This window comes from Blautia massiliensis (ex Durand et al. 2017), from assembly GCF_051861785.1.
In the GTDB taxonomy this organism is placed as follows: domain Bacteria; phylum Bacillota; class Clostridia; order Lachnospirales; family Lachnospiraceae; genus Blautia_A; species Blautia_A luti_A.
The window spans coordinates 3,701,652-3,723,475 of the sequence record NZ_CP146725.1 but is presented as its reverse complement, the minus strand read 5'-3'; the positions used below and the strand labels follow the sequence as shown (position 1 = coordinate 3,723,475).

At 44.3% G+C, this 21,824-nt stretch carries 18 protein-coding genes and 3 pseudogenes; 5 read left to right on the top strand and 16 right to left on the bottom strand.

Annotation, left to right across the window (positions count from 1 at the left end; translation table 11 throughout):
- Nucleotides 1-90: 90 nt before the first annotated feature.
- From V9W66_RS17565 to V9W66_RS17555, 3 genes are read right to left on the bottom strand one after another with little or no spacing between them, the layout of a single operon-like run.
- Nucleotides 91-1,014 carry a sensor histidine kinase gene (locus tag V9W66_RS17565; protein ID WP_005340878.1) on the bottom strand — a complete coding sequence of 308 codons (924 nt, stop codon included), beginning with the start codon at nucleotides 1,012-1,014 and terminating at the stop codon, nucleotides 91-93.
- Between the two features lies 1 nt (nucleotide 1,015).
- Nucleotides 1,016-1,717 carry a response regulator transcription factor gene (locus V9W66_RS17560; protein ID WP_144100635.1) on the bottom strand — a complete coding sequence of 234 codons (702 nt, stop codon included), beginning with the start codon at nucleotides 1,715-1,717 and terminating at the stop codon, nucleotides 1,016-1,018.
- Nucleotides 1,710-1,907 (bottom strand): helix-turn-helix domain-containing protein, encoded by a 198-nt coding sequence (locus V9W66_RS17555; RefSeq protein ID WP_005340875.1) that lies wholly within the window; start codon nucleotides 1,905-1,907, stop codon nucleotides 1,710-1,712. Before V9W66_RS17555 ends, V9W66_RS17560 begins: the two co-directional genes overlap by 8 nt.
- Before the next feature lie 162 nt (nucleotides 1,908-2,069).
- On the opposite strand from V9W66_RS17555, the pseudogene V9W66_RS17550 reads away from it, so the two are divergent.
- The 3 genes and pseudogenes from V9W66_RS17550 to V9W66_RS17540 form a co-directional block, all read left to right on the top strand.
- Nucleotides 2,070-2,327: pseudogene (locus V9W66_RS17550) on the top strand (helix-turn-helix domain-containing protein); the annotation flags it as partial.
- A 62-nt stretch (nucleotides 2,328-2,389) separates the two neighbouring features.
- Nucleotides 2,390-2,719, top strand: coding sequence for a plasmid mobilization protein (locus V9W66_RS17545; protein WP_144093951.1), 330 nt, complete (start codon nucleotides 2,390-2,392; stop codon nucleotides 2,717-2,719).
- A pseudogene (locus V9W66_RS17540) lies at nucleotides 2,680-2,814 on the top strand (relaxase/mobilization nuclease domain-containing protein); the annotation flags it as partial. The gene V9W66_RS17545 and the pseudogene V9W66_RS17540, both read left to right, overlap by 40 nt.
- Nucleotides 2,815-2,979: 165 nt before the next feature.
- On the opposite strand, the gene V9W66_RS17535 reads toward V9W66_RS17540, so the two are convergent.
- From V9W66_RS17535 to V9W66_RS17505, 7 genes are all read right to left on the bottom strand, one after another.
- Nucleotides 2,980-4,086 carry a DUF362 domain-containing protein gene (locus V9W66_RS17535; RefSeq protein ID WP_144100637.1) on the bottom strand — a complete coding sequence of 369 codons (1,107 nt, stop codon included), beginning with the start codon at nucleotides 4,084-4,086 and terminating at the stop codon, nucleotides 2,980-2,982.
- 193 nt (nucleotides 4,087-4,279) lie between these two features.
- Nucleotides 4,280-5,128 carry an alpha/beta hydrolase gene (locus V9W66_RS17530; RefSeq protein ID WP_118752953.1) on the bottom strand — a complete coding sequence of 283 codons (849 nt, stop codon included), beginning with the start codon at nucleotides 5,126-5,128 and terminating at the stop codon, nucleotides 4,280-4,282.
- 16 nt (nucleotides 5,129-5,144) lie between these two features.
- Complete coding sequence (gene thrH / locus V9W66_RS17525) at nucleotides 5,145-5,747, bottom strand: bifunctional phosphoserine phosphatase/homoserine phosphotransferase ThrH (protein ID WP_144095093.1); 603 nt, start codon at nucleotides 5,745-5,747, stop codon at nucleotides 5,145-5,147.
- 135 nt (nucleotides 5,748-5,882) lie between these two features.
- Nucleotides 5,883-7,274: an alanine/glycine:cation symporter family protein gene (locus V9W66_RS17520; RefSeq protein WP_144100639.1), complete on the bottom strand. Its 1,392-nt coding sequence runs from the start codon at nucleotides 7,272-7,274 to the stop codon at nucleotides 5,883-5,885.
- A gap of 248 nt (nucleotides 7,275-7,522) precedes the next feature.
- The gene (mgtE, locus tag V9W66_RS17515) at nucleotides 7,523-8,917 is read right to left on the bottom strand and encodes a magnesium transporter (protein WP_144093827.1); all 1,395 of its coding nucleotides are present in this window, start codon (nucleotides 8,915-8,917) and stop codon (nucleotides 7,523-7,525) included.
- Nucleotides 8,918-9,458: 541 nt separating this feature from the next.
- Entirely contained in the window at nucleotides 9,459-9,746 is a 288-nt protein-coding gene (locus V9W66_RS17510) for a CD1871A family CXXC motif-containing protein (protein WP_144093828.1), read from the bottom strand.
- Between the two features lie 169 nt (nucleotides 9,747-9,915).
- Nucleotides 9,916-10,281, bottom strand: coding sequence for a TlpA disulfide reductase family protein (locus tag V9W66_RS17505; protein WP_186290041.1), 366 nt, complete (start codon nucleotides 10,279-10,281; stop codon nucleotides 9,916-9,918).
- 206 nt (nucleotides 10,282-10,487) lie between these two features.
- On the opposite strand from V9W66_RS17505, the gene rpoN reads away from it, so the two are divergent.
- Nucleotides 10,488-11,807 (top strand): RNA polymerase factor sigma-54, encoded by a 1,320-nt coding sequence (gene rpoN / locus V9W66_RS17500; RefSeq protein WP_144100641.1) that lies wholly within the window; start codon nucleotides 10,488-10,490, stop codon nucleotides 11,805-11,807.
- A gap of 127 nt (nucleotides 11,808-11,934) precedes the next feature.
- Here the strand turns inward: rpoN and V9W66_RS17495 are convergent, their stop codons facing one another.
- From V9W66_RS17495 to V9W66_RS17470, 6 genes are all read right to left on the bottom strand, one after another.
- Nucleotides 11,935-12,312: a RidA family protein gene (locus V9W66_RS17495; protein WP_117448303.1), complete on the bottom strand. Its 378-nt coding sequence runs from the start codon at nucleotides 12,310-12,312 to the stop codon at nucleotides 11,935-11,937.
- The gene (locus V9W66_RS17490; protein ID WP_144092636.1) at nucleotides 12,312-13,916 is read right to left on the bottom strand and encodes an N-acyl-D-amino-acid deacylase family protein; all 1,605 of its coding nucleotides are present in this window, start codon (nucleotides 13,914-13,916) and stop codon (nucleotides 12,312-12,314) included. The genes V9W66_RS17495 and V9W66_RS17490 overlap by 1 nt, the downstream gene beginning before the upstream one ends.
- An 81-nt stretch (nucleotides 13,917-13,997) precedes the next feature.
- Nucleotides 13,998-15,473, bottom strand: coding sequence for a sodium:solute symporter family protein (locus tag V9W66_RS17485; protein ID WP_144100643.1), 1,476 nt, complete (start codon nucleotides 15,471-15,473; stop codon nucleotides 13,998-14,000).
- A 37-nt stretch (nucleotides 15,474-15,510) separates the two neighbouring features.
- The gene (locus V9W66_RS17480) at nucleotides 15,511-16,695 is read right to left on the bottom strand and encodes a YgeY family selenium metabolism-linked hydrolase (protein ID WP_144092632.1); all 1,185 of its coding nucleotides are present in this window, start codon (nucleotides 16,693-16,695) and stop codon (nucleotides 15,511-15,513) included.
- Between the two features lie 183 nt (nucleotides 16,696-16,878).
- Complete coding sequence (gene dpaL, locus V9W66_RS17475) at nucleotides 16,879-18,087, bottom strand: diaminopropionate ammonia-lyase (RefSeq protein WP_144092630.1); 1,209 nt, start codon at nucleotides 18,085-18,087, stop codon at nucleotides 16,879-16,881.
- 317 nt (nucleotides 18,088-18,404) lie between these two features.
- Nucleotides 18,405-20,198 (bottom strand): sigma-54 interaction domain-containing protein, encoded by a 1,794-nt coding sequence (locus V9W66_RS17470; RefSeq protein ID WP_144092628.1) that lies wholly within the window; start codon nucleotides 20,196-20,198, stop codon nucleotides 18,405-18,407.
- Between the two features lie 186 nt (nucleotides 20,199-20,384).
- On the opposite strand from V9W66_RS17470, the pseudogene V9W66_RS17465 reads away from it, so the two are divergent.
- Nucleotides 20,385-21,661 (top strand): annotated as a pseudogene (locus tag V9W66_RS17465) (chloride channel protein).
- Nucleotides 21,662-21,824 lie beyond the last annotated feature (163 nt).

Below are 21,824 nucleotides of genomic sequence, written 5' to 3'. Positions count from 1 at the left end.
CTAACCTTGCCAAAACCTTGCCGAAACCTTGCTTTTTTCATGCTTTTACAGTTAGGCAAAGTTTGATAAAACTGAAAAATCCCCGTATTATTACAGGGATTTTGGAAGTAATAAGGTAAATGTAGTCCCTCTGTTGGGAGTGCTGTCAACGGTAATCGTTCCTTTGTGAACAGCTACAAGTTCTTTTACGATTGATAAGCCTAATCCATTTCCCCCAGCAGACCGTGACTGATCGCATTGGTACATTCTTTCAAAAATATGTGGAAGATGATCGGGGGATATTCCTTTTCCATTATCTGTTATAGTGATTTTAGCTTGCAGGTCATCTTCAAAAACATGGAATATTATTTTAGTTCCCTTGCTATGGATAAGGACATTCTGCAACAGATTGTTGAGGATGCGGCTATAAGCGTTTGTATCTATACGCATAAGATATTCTGTTTCCGGTATATCAAACGCATAGTCAAAATTACTATTTTCTAAAACAGAAATCCAGTCAACTATAATATTCCGGGATAATTCGTTTAAGTCTAAAATATCAAAATGAAAAATCTGTTCCCCGGAGTCCAGTTTTACCCACTCAAAGAGATTTTCCACAAAATGCTTTAGATAGTGAGCTTTCTCAAATGCGACATGAACATATTCGTCTTTTTCTTCTCCTGCAACTATCTTACACTCTATTGCTTCCAAATAACCAACCAAAGAAGCAAGGGGAGTTTTTACATCATGGGAAATACTTGTCATTAACCGTTTGTATGCCTGTTCAGATTGTTTTTGCCTAATAAGCTGCGTTTGGCTGTTCATTGCAATATCGTTTATACCATAGCAGATTTTTCTTGTCATATCGTTTTTTTTAGCCAACATACGGCGGTTTAAATTCCCGGATTTTATATCTTCGAGGGCTTCTTCGATAATAGATAGTTGTCCCCGTACACGCCTAAGTTTTGTGACAAGAAACAAGATAAATAGAATTGCGATACAAAACGCAATCAATAAAAACAGATTAACATTCATGTTATGCCTCCATGTTAAAACGATAGCCAACACCACGGACGGTTAAAATATAAAAAGGATGTTCCGGGTCTGGTTCAATTTTTTTTCGTAATTTGCTGATAAAAGACATGATATTGCTATCATCAAAAGCATATTCTTCCTCCCATACATGGGTATAAATCTGCTTTTTCGTAAATACTTTCCCTTTGTTCGCCGCAAGAAAAGAGAGCAGATCAAATTCTTTTCCTGTAATCTCCACTTGTACGTCATTCATAAAAACAAGACGATTAAGACTATCAATCGTCATTCCTTGAAACACCATACAATCCGTTTCGGTGCTGGAAGTTGGATTGAGCAGGGTATAACGCCGGATAAGGGAATTTACACGCGCCATAAGCTCGTTAATGCTAAATGGCTTTGTCAGATAATCGTCTGCCCCCATTCGCAAGCCGGACACTTTATCTTCCTCGTCGCTTTTGGCAGTGAGCATAAGGACGGGAACATTGCTTGTCTGCCGTATTTGCTGCAGCACTTGAAATCCGTCTAAATCGGGCATCATAATATCAAGAATGATAAGTGAACAGGCATTTTTGCTTTCCTCCAATATATGCAAGCCCTCTATACCGCCGCCTGCAACAACCGCAGTAAGGTTTTCCTGCTCTACGCATTTTTTCATAAGTGTGCAAAGCTCTTTATCATCATCAATAATTAAAACTTTATTCATGTTTTTTCTTCCTTTCTGCTTTCAACCGGGCATCTGTTGGTTTTTCTGCGTCCTTTGGTATCAGCCATAGCCGACTAAATTTTGCCACACCCGGTATGCGGTTTTCCTCACATAGCTTTTGTACCCGTCTTTCTGAAATGCCCCATTTTTTCGCCGCTTCCGGGACAGAAATAAACTCTAACATCGTCATTCACCCTTTCTCTAACCTCAATCAGTATAATTATATTCGTCCAACCGAATAACTTCAAGATACTTTTTGCTAAGTTTGTGAATTATTTTGGCTAATTTATAGAACTGTGTATACATATCCAAAAAGAAAGGTGAACAGTAAAATGTAATAGGGTGAATGGATATGGCAAAAAGACCAGTACCACGATACGATTTTAAGGCTTTTGGTGAAGCAATCAAAGCGGCGCGTAAAGGACGTAAGGAAAGCAGGAAAAAGGTGTGCGACGAAATGTATATCTCTCCGCGCTACCTTGCAAATATTGAGAACAAGGGACAGCACCCCAGCGTACAGATATTCTTTGAGCTTATGCTCCGCTATGATATATCGGTAGATCAGTTCCTTTTTTCGGAAAGGGAAGCGGAAAAGTCCACGCTGCGGCGCGTCGGTTGAAAACTGCTTGTTGGGAAGTGTCCCAAACCCTCGGAATGGAAAGGAGCGATTGCATGAATGGACGCAAAAGAACAATACAAGTTAAATTCTATGTGACAGAGGAAGAACGGGCGTTGATTGAGCAGAAAATGAAGCTCGTCCCCACCCGGAACATGGCGGCATATCTTAGAAAGATTGCCATTGACGGCTACATTATCCAAGTAGACCATAGCGACATTAAAGCCATGACAGCGGAGATACAGAAAATCGGTGTCAACGTCAATCAGATTGCAAAGCGTGTGAACAGTACGGGCAGCTTCTACCAAGAGGACATAGAGGAAATAAAGGGGGTGCTTAATGAGATATGGCGGTTACAAAGATTAAGCCTGTTAAAAGCACGTTGAGCAAAGCCCTTGACTATATCCAAAATCCCGATAAGACGGACGGGAAAATGCTTGTGTCCTCCTTTGGGTGTAGCTATGAAACGGCAGATATTGAGCAACACCAAAATATTTATTGACCAGACATATTCTTCCCACACCTCCAACTGCGGACGCTCAACTCATCAAAACGTAAGGACAGGACACCATGCGTCCGCTTCCACCCCTCCGTCTGAAACGTCAGCCGGGGAAGTGACAGTCCTCCGGGCTGCTACGGAGGACTGTCACTTCCCCGGCGTCCGTTCACCAATATACTCTTTCAAAAACTCATATATATCCCCCTCCAACGGCGGACACCCCTCCACATAATTCTGAAACTTACAGGTACAGTGTCCCACACCAAGCACTCCCGTCTTACCACGATACCCCTGTCCGATGCAGATCTTTTCATCCAGCTTCTCAAAAAGCCCCTCTTCCTTCAGCATCTCCAATGCCGGGATCAGATACCCGTAGCAGGCACTGCAGGATTCCACTTCCTCCACGGCATCCGCAAGCTCCACAACCTTTCTGGATACCGGCATCCTCTGATCCGCACCATCCTCCAGAAATCTGACATCTGCTTTGGAAATATCTGAACAGCCCACGCCAAGATCACCTGCCAGCTTCACATAAGGAACCTCAGCTACCTCATAATGCATCATCTGACACACATATGCATCCACAAGAACCGGATCACAGGCAGCCATCACCCGGTTCATCACGACAGGATTTCCGCCATCCTCAAAATCCAGATCCCCGCAGATATTATCCACAACAATAAAGTCCTGCTGTATCCCCATATTCAGATGAGCAATGGGTTTATGAAGCCCCAGAGAATGAAACCGTCTCTTTTCCTTATTTGGGATCAACCCCTTCATATTCTTAAGGGCACAGGTGATCTTTGTCTGACAATGGCCTTTCAGAACCGGCACATTGATCAGAAAATCAAGCTCTTTTACCCGCTCACAGACATTCAGCTCCATTCCGCCGCAGTCCACAGAAATACCTTTATCCTTCTGCATATCCCAGAACGGCACCTGATACTCTTCCTCAAGCCTGTCAAAGCCACAGGTCTCAAAAGCCTCCCTTGTCTTATCTCCTACCCAGGATCCCTCCAGCATCACCATATCCCGGAAGCCATGCTCCTTCAGATACTCGATAATTCCTGCAACCACTTCCGGATGAGTCGTTGCACCCCAGGAAGCCTCTGAAGGAGAAACCAGATTCGGCTTGATCCCGATTTTTTTCTTTCTGTCCCCGATATGAGACTGAAGATCCGCTTTTTCCAGAAGCTCCTTTGTCATTCTTTTATATTCCGTACCACTGGTAATAAAAATCTGATTTTTATCCATAATTATCAAAATTCCTTTCTTTCTGCAATGTGAATGTTGATCCAGATCCACACCAAAGCCCTGCAAAGCTTTTATCATCAGATAAGCCAGACAAAACAGCCGACAAATACAGCATTCATCACAATCATAAAAAATACCCTCTCTACCGGTTTCCCGGTAAAAAGGATATTTTATCCGACACAGCAGTCTCGTATTATCTTTCGATCTTTGCCCCGTTCCACCATGGGAATTCTCGGTTCAGCCATTTTCCTGCAAGCTCACTCCATGGTTCACAGGCTCTTGCGATCCCTCTGCCGTTTTCGTTGGCAGTCAGCTCATTTGCCAGGCCGATCCCATGGGGTCCCTGCGGAAAAACATGATACTCCACTGGAATGCCCTTTTTATAGAGTGCCTGAACAAAGAGAAGTGTATTATCCAGCAGCACCGTCTGATCCTCAAAGGTATGCCAGATAAAGGTTCTGGGTGTATCTTCCGTAACCTGAAATTCCAAAGACATCCGATCTTTCAGCTCCTCATAACGATCTCCCAGAAGATTTCGAAAGCTCTCTTCATGACCAGCTTCCCCTGAAGTGATCACCGGATAATTCAGGATCATGCCATTGGGACGGATCCTCTCGTTTTCCATTCCCGTGATCCCGGCAAGCTCCTCCGTATTCCAGAATACTCCCAGAGAAGCTGCCAGATGGCCTCCTGCTGAAAAGCCGGATACAATGATCTTATTCTTTTCAATATGCCACTTATCACTGTTCTCTCTGAGAAGAGCTACTGTTTTTGCCAGCTGACGGAGAGCCACCGGATATCTGGCAGGTGCCACACTGTAACGAAGTACCACTGCGTGATAGCCCATTCCCATAAACCGGACAGCAATGGCTTCTGCCTCTCTGTCAGAAGTCATGCCATAAGCTCCGCCCGGACAGATCACTATGACCGGACGCTTCTGTCCCGGATAGAGTTCTTCCGACTCCTGCCAGAAATAGGTCTCTATCCATGCCTCATTATAGTCCTTTGTTTTTTCTTCGATCACAATTCTTTCGTTGATCATTCCGGTTTTCCCTTCTTCATTTCATTGCTTCTCTGATCGCTGCAAGAAGTTCATCGTACTCTTCGTAAGCCGGAATTTCCGGATGATCTGCACGGATCTGCTCTGTACTGCGGAAAAGGAAGCCTGCTTTGCTTGCCTGGATCATTCCAAGATCATTGTAGGAATCTCCACTTGCGATAGTCTCACATCCCATGGACTGCAGTGCCTTCACAGTTGTCAGCTTGGATTTTTCACAGCGCATCTTAAAGCCTGTGATCTCTCCGTTCTCTGCTACTTCCAGGGAATTACAGAAAAGTGTCGGCCGTCCAAGCTTCTCCATCAGCGGAGTTGCAAACTGTGTAAAGGTATCACTGATCAGTATCACCTGGGAAAAAGATCTCAGCTCATCCAGAAATTCCTTTGCTCCCGGAAGGGGATCGATCTTTGCAATAGTCTCCTGGATCTCTTTCAGTCCCAGACCATGTTCTTTCAGAATTCCAAGTCTCCAGTTCATCAGCTTATCATAATCCGGCTCATCACGGGTTGTTCTCTTGAGCTCCGGGATTCCGCTTGCCTCTGCAAATGCGATCCAGATCTCCGGTACCAGTACACCTTCTACGTCCAGACATGTAATATACATCTTTCATATCCTCCTCTTGATCCAACTTACCGTTGATATTTCACAGAGTCTGACTTCTTCCGGCTGTCAGAACTCTTTATTCTTTTAGCGCTTTACCCTGATATTACCATATGCTCTCAAGGTCTGTAAACAGTTTTATTTTTTCTTCTTTTCCGATTCATAGATCTTCAGCTCTTTCAGTGCTTTTTCCCCAAGAGGATACAGCATGAAAATATTAAAGATCGTCATCAGGCCGATTCCTACATCTCCCAGATCCCATACAAATGTGTAAGCCGCGATCCCACCGATAAACAGCATCACCAGTGCCAGCACCTTATATCCTGTCTGTGAACCCCAGTTATCACCAAAAAGATAAGCCACATTGCCTCTTGCATAAAACAGGATTCCCAGGAATGTGGAAAAGCTGAACATAAACAGTGTTGCAGCAATAAAGATCACTCCAAACTGCCCCATATGATAATGCATGGCAGTCTGAAGAAGTTCCATTCCGGAAAGCCCCTGTACCAGATCTTCCGGGGCCAGAAGCATGATCATGGCTGTACAGCTGCAGATCACGATCGTATCCACAAATACACCCAGGGCCTGGACAAATCCGGCTTTTACCGGACTGTCACATTCTGCTGCCGCTGCTGCACAGGGAGCGGAGCCGCTTCCCGCCTCATTGGAAAACAGACCTCTTTTTACTCCGTTCATCAGCACGACGCCAAATCCTCCGGCAGCAGCCTGACGAAATCCGAAAGCTTCTTCAAAAATCCGTTTAAATACTCCCGGCATACTTCCGAGATTTGTGAATATAATAAACAGCGTGATCACAAAATAAAGCACTGCCATCACCGGCACCAGAAGATCCAGAACTTTAACCGTTGCATTCTTCCGAAGCACGATCACAGCTGCGATCACTACCAGCACGATGGTAGTATACAGCGGCGGAATATCAAAAGCATTTTTGAAAGACGCCGTGACGGAATTGCTGATAACCTGACTGATCCCACACCAGCAGATCAGGCCGGAAATGGCAAACAGAACGGAAAGCAGAACCTTTTTTCGTTTTCTGCCCTGTTTTTCTTCCCAGTAGCGATGGATATAGTAGGCAGGACCGCCCCTGTAGCCACCGTAAAGAGGATCCTTTTCTTTATAGAGCTGTGCCAGGGTCGCTTCGATAAAAGCAGTAGAGGAACCGATCAGCGCCGTGATCCACATCCAGAATACCGCTCCTGCACCTCCTGCCGAGATCGCAGCTACCACACCGACCAGGTTTCCCATTCCCACACGGGTAGCTGTAGATACGATCAGCGTCTGAAATGCTGAAAGATTATTTTTGTCACTTTTCTTTTCTGACAGGGCCCGTACCATATCCGGAAAAAGACGGATCGGCAGAAGCTTTGTCCTGATGGTAAAATAGATACCGGTCGGAATCAGAAGCAGGATCAGAAGTGAGATTCCCAGCGTACTTCCTCCCGGAAGCGGGATCCTTATCAGATCTCCCCACAGAAATGTATAGACCTTTTCGATCATTGTTACTATCATGTTACTGTTTCCCTTCCCCAATCACCACATGTGATCGTTTTGTTCTCTTTTTCTGCCCGTTGTTTGTATTTATTTCTGCAACGTTTTAAACGGGCAAAGCGTATCTTTCATTATAATAGCTTTCTGTTTGTATGTAAAGAAAAATCCCGAATCTTTCGATCCGGAATTTTTTTGTATCGGTAACTTTTCTGTTATCCGACAGATTTCTGATATCTGTCTGTTTTTATAAGCATAGCTGCATTTTACTCTCAGCCAGCCAGGTGGAACATCTCGATCAGGAAGATCCAGCTCATTCCATAGTATGTTATCACGGCTACAAGGTCATTCACCGTAGTGATCAGAGGACCTGAGGCTACTGCCGGGTCCACACCAACCTTTTTGAAAAACAGCGGTATGCAGGTTCCTACTGCACTGGATATCAGCATGGCCACCAGCAGGGATAATCCGATACAGCCGGATACCGCATAGGCAAATACGAGTGTTTTTCCTTTGAATAAGAAAATATACAATCCGATCAGTACAAAAGACAGCATACCGAGTAAACCACCGTTGCAAAGACCGATCCGCATTTCCTTCAGCACAAGCTCCGCCTTCTGTCTGCCTGTCAGCGTCTCATCCATCAGTACACGGATGGTTACAGCCAGGGACTGGGTTCCAACATTTCCTGCCATATCCAGGATCAGAGACTGGAAGCACATGATGATTGGCAGACAGGTAACTACTTTTTCAAACATTCCCACAACAGAAGATACCACCATACCAAGGCCCAGAAGAACAATCAGCCATGGCATTCTTTTTTTCATGCTTTCAAAAAGAGGTTCCTTCAGATCTTCCTCTGCAGTCAGACCGGCCAGCTTCGCATAATCCTCTCCCATCTCATCGTCTACCAGATCAATGATCCCTGCGGATGTGATCACTCCAAGGAAACGATTGTCATCGTCCAGTACAGGAATGGAATCTTCAGAATAATCCTTCAGTCGTTCCATACAGTCGTCGATCTGCTCAGTACCATACACATATGGATAAGAAGTTACGATCAGCTCTTCCATAGGGTGATCCTGTCTTGCTGTGATCAGATCCTTCAGATCCAGGGCTCCATAAAACTCTCCTCTGTCCGTCACTGCAAAGATCGTAGAAATATTATCATTATCTGCCGCCTGGGAAACCAGCTCACTCATGGCCTGCTTTACGGTCAGGTTTTCACGGATCACAATGCAGTTCGTTGTCATTCTGCTTCCGATCTCATCCTCATCAAAGGAACGGATCATTTCGATATCCTTCCGCACCTGTTCATCCAGAAGCTGGATCAGAAGCTTGCGTTTTTCTTTATCGATCTGCTTTAAAACATCTGCCAGGGCATCGGTTTCCATTTTGGAAAGAATGGCTGCCGCTTTTTTTACATCCATCTCTTCCAGATATTGTACAGTTTCTTCTTCCTCCAGATATTCAAAAACATCTGCCAGCATACTGCTTTCCAGGATACGGTATAGTCTGCTGCGCTCCGCAGTGCTTAATTCTCTTAATACTTCCGCCAGATCGTTTTCGTGGAAACCCTGCAGCCTTTCACTTAAAACTGCCGGAGAAACACTGCTTCGGATCAGACTCAGAATATCTTTTGAAAAATCCTGATTTCTTTTTGTCATTTTCTCATCCTCCTCACATAATATCGCACAAAACACGCACACCAAAAACAGACATGTTAAAGCATGTCTATGTGCTGTTTGATTTTTGATTGTGTTTCCTTGGGATTTGAGTATAAAGCGAAATGAATTTATACATGATCGCCTTACTGTAAGATTCTCAGAATGAGAAGAATGAAAAAGATATCTATTATAATCCTGCTACAATTATAATGTAATAATACCGTACAGATTCTGGTGTCACCTATATATCCTGTTATATATATCCCTCTGATATACAGACATAATATTCTCACAGATATTCTGTACACTTAAAACAGAATGGAACATTCTCATCCCTCTCTGTTCTTTCCATCTTTCACTCCGAAAACTACAACTTCGCCCATGAGAATCACAACTGTCCATTCTGTTCACCTGCCTTTTTTTCTTAAATTTTATTATCAACTTGGTCATTATAACGTTCCCGGCCGGGTTTTGTCAACCGGATTTATGGTTAAATTTATTGTAAATCCGGTTAAATTTTATGTTTTACAGAGGTGGATGTTTATGCAGCAGCATTTGCGTTGATCGTATCAATGACTTTTTTTATTCCAAGCCAAACACCCATATCTGTAAAGATTTCCGAAATGCTCCCACGATCCGTAAACGGAGATTCCAGCAAAACAGAAAGATCCTTCATCATTCCATTATGAACAATATACTCCATGCAGATATTTATGGATTTTGTCAGAACCACCATCATTTCTCCACGGTATATTCCAAATGCCATCATCAGGACGCCCACCGCTGCCAGTGCAAGTCCGGTTCCTCTTGATTGTGTCAGTTTTTTCATAGATACTCCTGTTCCTCTGCTGTGGCAGTTGCTGATTGGTCTGCAGTTCTTTCATCTGTTCTTCTACCGCAGCTTTCCACCCTTCCAGATCATTACTTCCCATAATCGGATCACTTACAATATTTCCATTCTTATCCACAAAGAAAGATTCCGGGAAAGACTGTAAGCCCTAAATACGTCCGTTCAGCTTTCCTGCATCCGGGTTCAGAAGCGGATAGGTCACACCTGTCTTTTCCTGCAATACTTTTGCCTTTTCCAGCACAGCTTCGTCCGTATTTCCTTCTTCATCGACAGCATCAATGATCATTCCGACTACTCCAACCCCCTGATCTTTCATATCCTGATACAGCTGCTCCAGTTCCGGCATTTCATTGACACATGAGGAACACCAGGTCGTAAATGCATTCACAAGAGTCAGATCATAGTCACTGAATACAGATTCTGTATACGTATTTCCATTAATATCGGCAGTCTCAGACGTGCCTACATTTTCTGCACCCAGATTAGCGCCTTCTACAGGCAGATCGAACGCCAATTGCTGATTGTTAAACGATATGTCTGCTCCTTTTCTTTTTCATGCCTTATCGCATGGTTTGAAACAGGCTCTGTTTTTGATGAATTCACAGAAAAAGCACTTTTTCATTCCACTGTAATGTACCGATAACTGCTGGCACTCTATGGGCAGAAGTGTTATAATACTATAAGAACAGACAATATGTTTTTTCTACAGGAGCATTGATTATGAATATGGAATTACGTCCATCTCTGAAGCAGACAATCACTCACCAGATGATTCAGTTTTCCGAGATTTTACAGATGAATAATATGGAACTGGAAGTATATCTGCAGAATCTGGCACTGGAGAATCCTCTGCTGGATTTTGAAGAGCCCCCGGAAGAAGATATACGGAAAAAGGAATGGCTGAATACACTGGATGAACAAAACCGGTTCTATGAAAAACAGGAACGGCAGGAGGCATCTGATCCCTGGAATCTGGATACAGCCATGACAGAAACACTGGAAGAATCTCTGCTTCTTCAGGTCAACGGACTGGATCTCCCAGATGAAAAGGTTCGTATTTTGCATTTTCTGATTCAGAGTCTGGAGAACAATGGCTATCTGTCCACTCCATTAGAAGAGATTGCCAGCGTCTGCCACTGTTCTCTTACGGAAGCAGCGGAAGCGCTTGCCCTTTTGCAGACTCTGGAACCGGATGGCGTTGGTGCCAGGACATTAGGAGAATGTCTGTCCATTCAGTTGAAAAAAATTGCCCCAGATCAGGCACTGGCTCTGCGGATTGTTCAGGACTATCTTGATCTGCTGGGGAAGAATCAGATCCCGGCTATGGCCCGTGCCCTGCATCGGCCACAAAAAGAGGTACTGGAAGCCTGCAGTCTGATCCGCTCTCTGAATCCCAAGCCAGGCTCTTCCTTTGATGACCGTCATTATATGCCATACATCCGTCCGGAGCTGGTCATTATCCGATTTGACGGTTACTTTGATATTCTGCTAAATGCTTCTTCTATCCCTGCGCTTCGCATGAATTCCTACTATCTGGAGCTGTTAAAAGAGGGGAAAACGGAAGATACTGCCCGGTATCTGAGGAAAAAGAAAGAAGAACTGGAACAGATTCAGTCTAGTATCCGCCAGCGGTCCGGTACTTTGCTTTCTCTTGGAAAGCTGATCGTGGAGCATCAGCAGGATTTCTTTTTACATGGTCCAGGTCATCTGCACACGTTTCTTCAGACTACTGCCGCATCCATACTGAGAGTTCATGAATCTGTCATCAGCCGTGCTGCCCGTGACAAATATCTGCAGTGTCAGTATGGAATATTTCCCCTTTCTTACTTTTTTGTACAGGGAATGGATCAGAAAGATGAAGTGAAAAATAAGATACGTGATTTTATTGAAAAAGAAGATAAATCTCACCCATACTCAGATCAGAAGATCTCTGATCTGCTGGCCGCAGAGGGAACGAATGTCTCCAAACGTCTGGTTACCAAGTATCGTACTGCCATGCAAATTCCTGCCATGAGCGGACGCAGATTTTACGAGAAATAACACGAAACAGATTATTACACTATCTGAATATGATCCGGCAGCTAAAAAAGCCGGTTCCGATGATTTTTATCACCGGAACTGGCTTTTTCTGAGAGTGTAGATATAAAAACTGTCAGATAATTGCTTTTTATACGTAAGCGATGCATTCTACTTCTACCAGTCCACCCAGTGGAAGCTTTGCTACCTGTACACAGGAACGTGCAGGATATTCTTCACCAAAGTATGATTTGTAGATTTCATTTACTTTTGCAAAATCATTCATGTCTGCCAGGAAGATGGTGGTCTTTACAATCTTGCTGTAATCACTTCCTGCTTCTTTTAAGATTGCTCCCATGTTTTTCATAGAACAGTGTGCCTGTGCTTCTACGCCTTCCGGCATTTTTCCAACAGCAGGGTCAATTCCCAGCTGTCCGGAACAATATACCATCCCGTTTACTTTTACTGCCTGTACATATGGTCCAACTGCTCCCGGAGCATTGGTTGTTGCGATAATCTCTTTTGCCATTATTTTACTACCTCTTTTCCTTTCTTTTTCAGAACAGATCCGTTTCTTACACCAGTATGTTCTCCGTGCTTCACTGCCAGTTCGCCATTTACCATAACGTATTCAATTCCTTCCGGATACTGAATCGGATCGGTAAAGGTTCCTTTGTCAATGACAGTATCCGGGTTGAAAATACAGATATCTGCGTATGCGCCTTCACGGATTTCTCCACGATCTGTCATGTTAAATGCTGTTGCCGGTTTCTTTGTCATTTTATATACTGCTTCTTCCAGTGTCAGAGCTTTGTCTTCACGCACATATTTTCCCAGGATTCTTGGGAATGCACCATATACACGAGGATGTGGTTTTCCACCAAGCAGACCATCTGTGCAGGCATTCATCTCAGGACGTTTCATGAAGAGCTGTACATGTTCTTCTGTTCCGTAGAAGTCTACCATTCCAACTGCATTTTCTTCTTCATAAAGAAGATCAAAGGTTGCTTCATATGGATCTTTTCCGCGAAGTTCTCCCAGCTGTGTCAGGCTTAAACCTACTGCATCCTGGTTCTTCTCTGTCTTTACACTGGTTACAAAAATCTTATCCAGACCTGCAAACTCTACGAAGTTATCCCATCCTGGGATTCCATGTTCAATATCATAAACCATTTTTTTGCGAAGTTCTTTGTCAGCCAGACGTTCCAGAACTTTATCTGTTCCGCCATCGTGTACCCAAGGAGGAAGAATTACGCCAAGCATGGTGCTTCCTGCCACGTATGGATACTGGTCAAATGATACATCAATACCTTCTTTTTCGGCTGCTTCCAGAAGACGTACCACATCATCAATCTTATCCCAGTTTTTCTTACCACATACCTTGAAATGTGAATAATGAATCTTTACACCAGATTCTCTTCCGATTTTAATAACTTCTTCCATGGAGTCCAGAATAGTATCTGCTTCACTTCTCTGATGGATTACAAATCTTCCGTCATATTCTGCTACCACTTTACACATTTCAATTATTTCTTTAGACTCAGAATATGCACAAGGCATGTAGATCAGACCGGTAGATAAACCGATTGCTCCTGCTTCCATTTCACGTCTGGTAATCTGGCGCATCTTTTCCAGTTCTTCTTCATTTGGAAGACGGTTTTCCAGTCCCATTGCCTCCATACGAATATTTCCGTGCGGAACCAGATAGCATTCGTTTAATCCTGGTTTTACATGCTCCAGCATCTTCAGATATCCTTCTGTCGTCTGATAGTTCCAGTCGATCTCATCGCTGTCTCCATCCAGTCCGGCCAGATTCTTTCTCCATGGACTGATATACTGTGGTGGGAGTGGTGCCATAGAGATACCGTCCTGTCCCAATACTTCTGTTGTGATACCCTGCATGATCTTAGGTCTTACTTCCGGATCTACCAGAATCTGAAGATCACTGTGGCTGTGTGTATCGATGAATCCAGGAGCTACTACCAGCCCTGTTGCATCAATCACTTCCATATCTTCTGTTGTATCAATATCACCAATCTTTACGATCTTATCATTTTCCACCAATACATCTGCTTTATAACCAGGCTTCTTCGTTCCATCTACTACTAAACCGCCTTTGATTAATTTTTTCATTTGCTTCACCCATGCCTTTCTATTAAAATTTCGGCAGTTGTCTGCGGATCGAATGCATGCCCCACAGACAACCGACTGTTTTTAATCTTCTTCCAGCTCAAGTTCCGGAGCCGGAGCAACACCGATACCACGTTCAATTGCTGATACTACAAAGATTACGATTAAAGCTACGATACCGCCTGGAACCATTGCGCTTAATCCCCATGGTGTATGTAAACCATAAATCCAGATAGCTGCTACGATTGTTCCGGATACGATAGAGATAAATCCGGCTCTCTGTGTTACGTTCTTGTAGAACAGACCACAGATAAATGCAGCGAACGGACCTGCACTTCTCAGTGCAAATGCACCCATCATAACGCTGATGATATTGGATGCTGTCAATGCTACAATAAGACCTACGCCTCCAACGATTACCATAACCACTCTGGAAATCCAGATTTCTTTTGCATCATCCTGTTTTCCACCATTGATATATGGACGGAATACGTCATTTGTAAACATGGTTGCAGTACCAATCATATTTCCGGATGCGGAACTCATGGTTGCTGCTACTACTGCTGCCAGTACGATACCTGCTACTACTGCCGGTGCAAAATTCATGGTTGCATCAGCCAGTGCATTTTTCTGTGGACCACTTGCATATCCATCGATGCATACGTAAGCCATCAGACCGATGATTGCAGGCACAATTGCGTATACAGCAGACAGAACACCTGCAATCAGGGAACCAAACTTTGCGGATTTTCCGTCTTTTGCGGAACAGTAGGTCTGAACAATTTCCTGTCCGGTAGGGAATGTCATAAAATACATTGCGATGTAACCAATTACAGTAGGTACACCAATCTTTGTCATACTAAGCAGATCCAGAGAAGCTCCTGTAGAATCTGTCACTGTTTTTGCTTTTGCAAACAGTCCTGCAAAGCCGCCTACCTGCTGGTTGCCAAGCATAACAAACATAGCTACTGCCATACCAACAGTAATAACAAATACGTGCATCAGGTTTGCTGCTGCTACTGACTGGAAACCACCAATCATAGTGTAAATAATAACTACAATTGTAATAACAATCGCTGCTGTACAGAAATCCATCCCGGTTACTACATTAATAATGGACGCTGTTGCAATAATCTGTGCTCCTGTTGCCATGAACAGAGCTGCGATAGAAGTAAATGCAGTAAAAATGTGGGAAGCTTTTCCGTAACGTTTTCCGATAATCTGTGGCACAGTACTTGCCTGTGCTTTACGGAAATATGGTGCAATAAAAGATACCAGTACAAATCCGATTCCGGCTGCAATCACATACCAGCATGCGGAAATACCATAGCTGTAAACATTGGTTGCAATACCGGTTGTACTAGCACCACCGGTATTCGCTGCGAACAATGTTCCTGCCAGTACTAAAGGTCCTAAGGACTTTCCTGCCATCAGGAAATCTTCGTTACTCTGTTTTGCCTGCTTTGCTGCTTTTCTTTTGGACACTACCAGACCTAATACAATGGTCAGTGCCATATAAATAAAGATAATAATTAACGCTGTTGTCTGTTTTCCACTCATGTCTATAATCCCTTCTCCTGATCAAAATCCCCACTGCTTATTTTAACAGTGCTTTCATGACTCCATAGTAGCAGTCTGTTACTTTGGTCAGCTGGTCGATTTCGATATATTCGTTTACCGTATGTGCCAGATTTTCTTTGGATGGTCCAAGGCCAAAGGTCTTGATTCCGGCTTCCCCTGCGTAATGGCTTCCGTTTGTACAGAAGTTGTACTGTGTGATTTCCGGTGTGTATCCCATTCCTTCCAGTTCCTTCTTTACATCCTGTACGAATGCATCTCTTTCATCATACAGCCATCCTGGGAAGAATCTCTCGCCTGTGATCTCATTTCCTGTGTAGCACTGTTCTTTTCCAACTGCGTAGGAAACTTTTGCTTTTAACTGAGGATCTTCAGCCATCAGCTTGTCCAGCAGTGCCTGAATCGGTGCCAGAACACTTTCTTTTGTTTCGCCAACCAGCAGACGTCTGTCATAAGTAGCACGGCAGTATTCTGGTACCACAGATGCTCCTGGATATGGCGCAGACTTGATATCGGTCAGCTCCAGAATACCATCGCCCAGTACCGGGTGATGTGTCGGCTCCAGAGCACGGATTGCTTCGATCACTTTTGCCATCTTATATACTGCGTTGATACCTTTTTCCGGGTTTGCAGAATGGCAAGGTTTTCCGAATGTTTCCAGAACGATTTCGCCGCGTCCTCTCTGTCCGATCTTGATGTTCAGATGAGAAGCTTCACCGATGACTACATAATCCGGTTTTACAAAGCTGCTGATTTCGCGAGCTGCCACACCTTCAAAGCATTCTTCATGAACCACACCTGCTACATAGATTTCTCCTGCGAAATCTTTCTTCGTGTCTTCTGCAAATGCAGCTGCAGCAGTTACAAATCCTGCTACGGCACCTTTCATGTCACTGGTTCCTCTTCCGTAGATCTTTCCATCATGGATCTCAGCTGCGAAAGGCGGGTACTGCCATTCTGTTTCATCTGTTACCGGTACAGTATCGATATGTCCGTCAAACAGGATTTTTTTACCTGGACGGTTACCTTTGATACATCCGATGACGTTTCCGTATTTGTCTACGGTTACAGAATCAAATCCTTTTTTCTTTAACTGTTCTTCCAGAACACCTGCCACACCGTCTTCATGTCCAGAATAGCTCTGCTTCTGGATCAGATGCTGACATAATTCTACTACTTCTTCCTGTCTTTCTTTGTTTAACATAATGTCCTCCTTTTCCTGTGCCTTTTTTATATGATTAGTTGTAACTGTTCAGAACCCACTGTCCCGCGAGATGTTTTGGCATGAATATGCCAAAATCCGAGACACGCACGCCAGAATTCTATCGCCAAAGGCGATTTTATTGAATTTTGGCTTCGTATCTGTGAAGTCACTGAACAAATATGATTAGTTTTTATGAGTACTTGGATACTTTCCATCCCAAACAATTGCTTTATAGTTTTCCTGATCGGTATCCCCTTCTGTGCTGAAGAACAGTACGCGGGAATTTTCATCAAGGCCAAGTTCTTTCTTCAGATCTGCCAGTTCCGGATTGGTCATGATCTCTGCCACGCATCCGAATGCTGCTGCTCCACTTTCTCCGGAGATCACACGGTCATCTCCTTTTGCCGGATTACCAAGAATACGCATTCCCTTTGCTGCCACATAGTCCGGGCAGGAAATAAAGTGATCTGCGTAATCGGAAAGGATCTTCCATCCAATACTGCAAGGTTCGCCACATGCAAGACCTGCCATGATGGTGTTCATATCACCGGTCACAAAATGACGTTCGCCGTCATTTGCTTCTGCGGTACGATACAGGCAGTCTGCCTTGTTCGGTTCTACAATGGTAATCACCGGTCTGTCTTCGCCATAGATTGCGGAGAATAATCCGGTTACTGCTCCGGCCATGGATCCAACACCCGCCTGAAGGAAGATATGAGTCGGTTTCTCAGGAAGCTGTTCCTGTGCTTCCAGTCCCATGGTTCCGTATCCCTGCATGATCCAGGTCGGAATATCTTCATATCCTTCCCAAGCAGTATCCTGTACCATTACCCAACCCTTCTGCTCTGCCTGGCTGTTAGCCAGACGAACGGCTTCGTCATAGTTCAGATCTGTGATATTTGCTTCTGCCCCCTCTGCCCTGATGTTGTTCAGACGTTCCAGTGCGCTGCCCTTTGGCATATATACAACTGATTTCTGCTTGAACTGATTGGCTGTCCAAGCCACACCTCTTCCGTGATTACCATCGGTAGCAGTTACAAAAGTGATATCTCCCAGTTCTTTTCTTGTTTCATCAGAAATCAGGGTTTCATAATTTACTTCTGAAATATCTTTTCCCAGACGACCTGCCAGATAATTTCCGATTGCATAGCTTCCGCCCAGCACCTTAAATGCATTTAATCCGAATCTCCAGGATTCATCCTTTACATATACATCTTTTAGTCCAAGGCATTTTGCAGTCTCTTCCAGATGTGCCAGTGGTGTCGGTGCATATACTGGAAAGCTTTTGTGAAATTCACGGATTTTATCAGCAGACTCTTTGCTGAATAATTTCAGGTCACATCCTCTGTTCTTTTCATGCTTCCGTGTCACCATCTTAAATGATTCTTTCATGCGTTCCTTCCTTTCTTTCGTACCAGATTTATTTATCTGGTATTTTCGCTTTCTGTCTATCTATACAGCAAGTTCCGTTCCCGTTTCTAAAAAAATATAAAAAATTTTAAAAAACAAAAAAGATCCATGAAATACAAGGCTTTTTCATCACCTGGTTTTTTGTATGAATCTTTTTCGGTTCTTATATTCTCTTTTCGATTCGCTGTTTTTTCTCATTTTGGGAATTATTTATTCTCAGAATGAGAATTTCATTCTCTTTTTCTCATTCTGAGAAAACAATGGGGACGGTGTTTTCTGGCTCTCCGTCCCCATTAGCTTTATTCCCCAATTTTTCGGTACAGGGTGGCAAGTCCGATGCCCAGTTGTCTGGCCGCTTCTTTTTTTCCCTGGGTGGTGTCTCCATATCTGGCAATGGCCTGACGAATGGCTCTCTGTTCCAGTTCTTTTAAGGTCAACACTTCTTCTGTCCCGCGCCCAGTCTCAGAATGTACTGTTCTTTCGTCCTCTTCTCCATCTGATGAGCTGTTTTTCTCCTCACTTTTTCCTCCCCGTTCTCTTACTTCCCGCGGCAAGGTCTTTTCATCCAGGACTCCATCCGTTCCCATCATATTCACCATGAATTCCACCACATTCTCCAGTTCTCGCACATTGCCTGGCCAGGGATACTGTCTCAGACAATTCAGCACCGGTTCCGTAATCTTCCAGAAATATTTCTGAAAAAGCTTTGCATAATGAGTGGCAAAATGCTCTGCCAGAGGTGGAATATCCTCAATACGCTCTCTTAACGGTGCTATCTCTAATGGGATGACATTCAATCGATAATAGAGATCCTCCCGGAACTTCTTTTCCCGAATCATCTCCCTCAGATCTCGATTGGTTGCTGCCAGAATCCGCACATCAATGGTAAACACCTGATTGGAACCAATTCGGGTGATCTTCCGCTCCTGTAGCACCCGCAGTAGCTTCGCCTGCAGATACAGCGGCATATCTCCGATCTCATCCAGGAAAATCACACCTTTATTGGCCAGCTCGAACTTTCCAATTCGACCATGAGGATCAGCTCCGGTAAAGGCTCCCTTTACATAACCAAACAGTTCAGATTCCAGCAGGGCCTCCGGAATCGCTGCACAGTTAATCGCTACAAATCTTCCGGAACGACGATTGCTGGCATTCCAGATTGCTGTCGCCACCATCTCTTTTCCCGTACCACTCTCACCGGTAATCAGTACGGTAGAACTACTCTGAGCCACCTGCATGATCTCCCGCTTCATCTTCTGTGTTACCTCACTGTCACCGATAATATTGCTACAGTCCAGTTTATGAACCGTGGAGGTCATTTCATAATACTTTTTCTGAATGGCTTTACTGTTCTCAAACAGAAGCAGTTTGGCATATCTGCCTTTTTTTTGTGGCAGGTCATAAAGATGTCCCATGATCGAGAACTCCCTGTCCCCAACTTTCATTTTATATTCATTCAGGTAATTCATGCGGTCACCGGTTGCCTCGATCTCCACATAGGTTCCTTCCGGCATATCCAGTTCCAGCTGCTTTTTCGCTACTTCATTGGACGTGGTGATCACATGGTCATCCCCGATAATGACGATTCCCTGATCAATATATCCGATCGTGCAATCCAGTGTATCCAGCAGTCGGTTCTTGTTATCCATCTCACGATATTCCCTGGCTTTAGTTGAAATAAAATCCGCAATCTGCTCCAAAAATTCCAGATAAAGCTGCTCATCCCCCAGGATTCGTTCTTTCTGTTCCCGGCTGCTGCCGACCAGGCCAATGATCCCGATAATCTCCATCCCCATACGTACTGGCATGGAGATCTCAATCTCTTCCTGGCAGTCATTACAATGAGGACAATTCTGACAGATCAGTTCCCGCCCTGGAGAATAAATAATCTGACGGCGCCCGGTTTTCAGCACCTGTCGATATACATATCCCTCTGCTGACATATCCTGATTCACCAGTTCACTGAACATCCCTGTCCCTGCCACACGATACAGACGATTATCCACCACTTCCACATCCACACGGGAAATCTTGGATAACACATCCGCGTACTTTGCTACTGTATCCTGAATTTTTACTAAAATACTTTCCATGTCAGCCCTCTTTCGTATGATCTAACCCATCGGCTTTCTACATTTTATCAAACCCACACATCTTCCGCAAGGCATACGCATTTTTTCTTCTCTTCTTATTGCAGAAATACTTTCTTTTCATTATACCGGAAATGATGGGTTCTGTTGTTTTTCAGACCCTCTACAAAACTATGGGAGAGAATTGTTATGAATATCACTACAGATAAACTATTCAGTCTTTTAAAAGAAGGAATCTGGAAATGTCTTGCCAGAATCGGCATTCTGCTGCGGTGGATCGTTCTGGCCGGAGCTGCCGGTGTGGTGCTTGGACTGATCGGAGGAGGCTTTGCCCGCTGTATCACCATCGTAACCGGATTTCGTATCACACATCCATGGATGCTGTATCTGCTGCCTGTTTCCGGCCTCGCAATCGTAGTCATGTACAGATTAGATCCTTCCAAATCTGGAACGAACAGAGTACTGGAAGGTATCTCTGGTGGGAAATATGTTCCTCTGCGTATGGCTCCACTCATCATGATTTCCACTGTGCTGACTCACGCCTTTGGTGGTTCTGTCGGAAGAGAGGGTGCTGCCCTGTAGCTGGGCGGCAGTATCGGTGGTACCCTTGGCAAATGGCTCAAAATGGATGAGCACGATCAAAAGATTATGATTATGTGCGGTATGAGTGCCGCTTTCTCTGCATTGTTCGGTACCCCGCTGACAGCTACCGTTTTTTCTATGGAAGTCGTCAGTGTCGGCATCATGCAATATGCTGCGCTGGTCCATGCTCTATCGCAGCACTGACCGCCCGGGAAATGGCTATTCTGGTGGGTGCGGAAGGAGAACACTTCACTATTCCGGCTGGCATTCCTATGAATGCGAAGAATATCACGCTGGTAATTATTCTCGCTTTACTCTGTGCAGCCGTCAGTATTTTATTCTGTGCTGTCCTGCACCGCACAGAACATCTGTATCAGAAGTATGTACCAAATGAATGGATCCGCGTAGTCTCCGGTGCGCTGCTGATTATCCTGCTGGTAAATCTCCTTCACACTACTGACTATCTGGGTACCGGCATGAATATCATTACAAAGGCAATCTCCGGCGAAGTGGTTCCCACTGCTTTTCTGTTGAAGATGATCTTTACCGCCATCACCCTTGGCTGTGGTTTCAAGGGTGGCGAGATTGTTCCTACCCTGTTTGTGGGTGCTACCTTTGGATGCATCTTCGGTCAGCTGACCGGCTTTAATCCATCCCTGGCTACAGCCTGCGGTATGGTTTCTGTCTTCTGCGGTGTGAACAACTGCCCAATCAGCAGCCTGTTCCTCAGCTTTGAGCTGTTTGGCTTCGACTGCATGCCATTTTTCCTGCTGGCCATCGGTATCGGATATCTGGAATCCGGATACTTCGGACTATATCACAGCCAGAAAATTCTGTACTCCAAGCCAAAACTGCAGTTCATTAATACAAGAACCAAAGAATAATAGCCAAAAAAGGGGCTGTGAAATAACACTCTCTACGGAAAAAGGGACTGTCGGTAAATAACGTTTTTTAGAGCTGACAGCACCAAACAAAAATATCCTGACAGTTACAGAGCTTTCTGGCTCTGCAACTTGTTCAGGATATTTTTATTTTGATAAATACTTT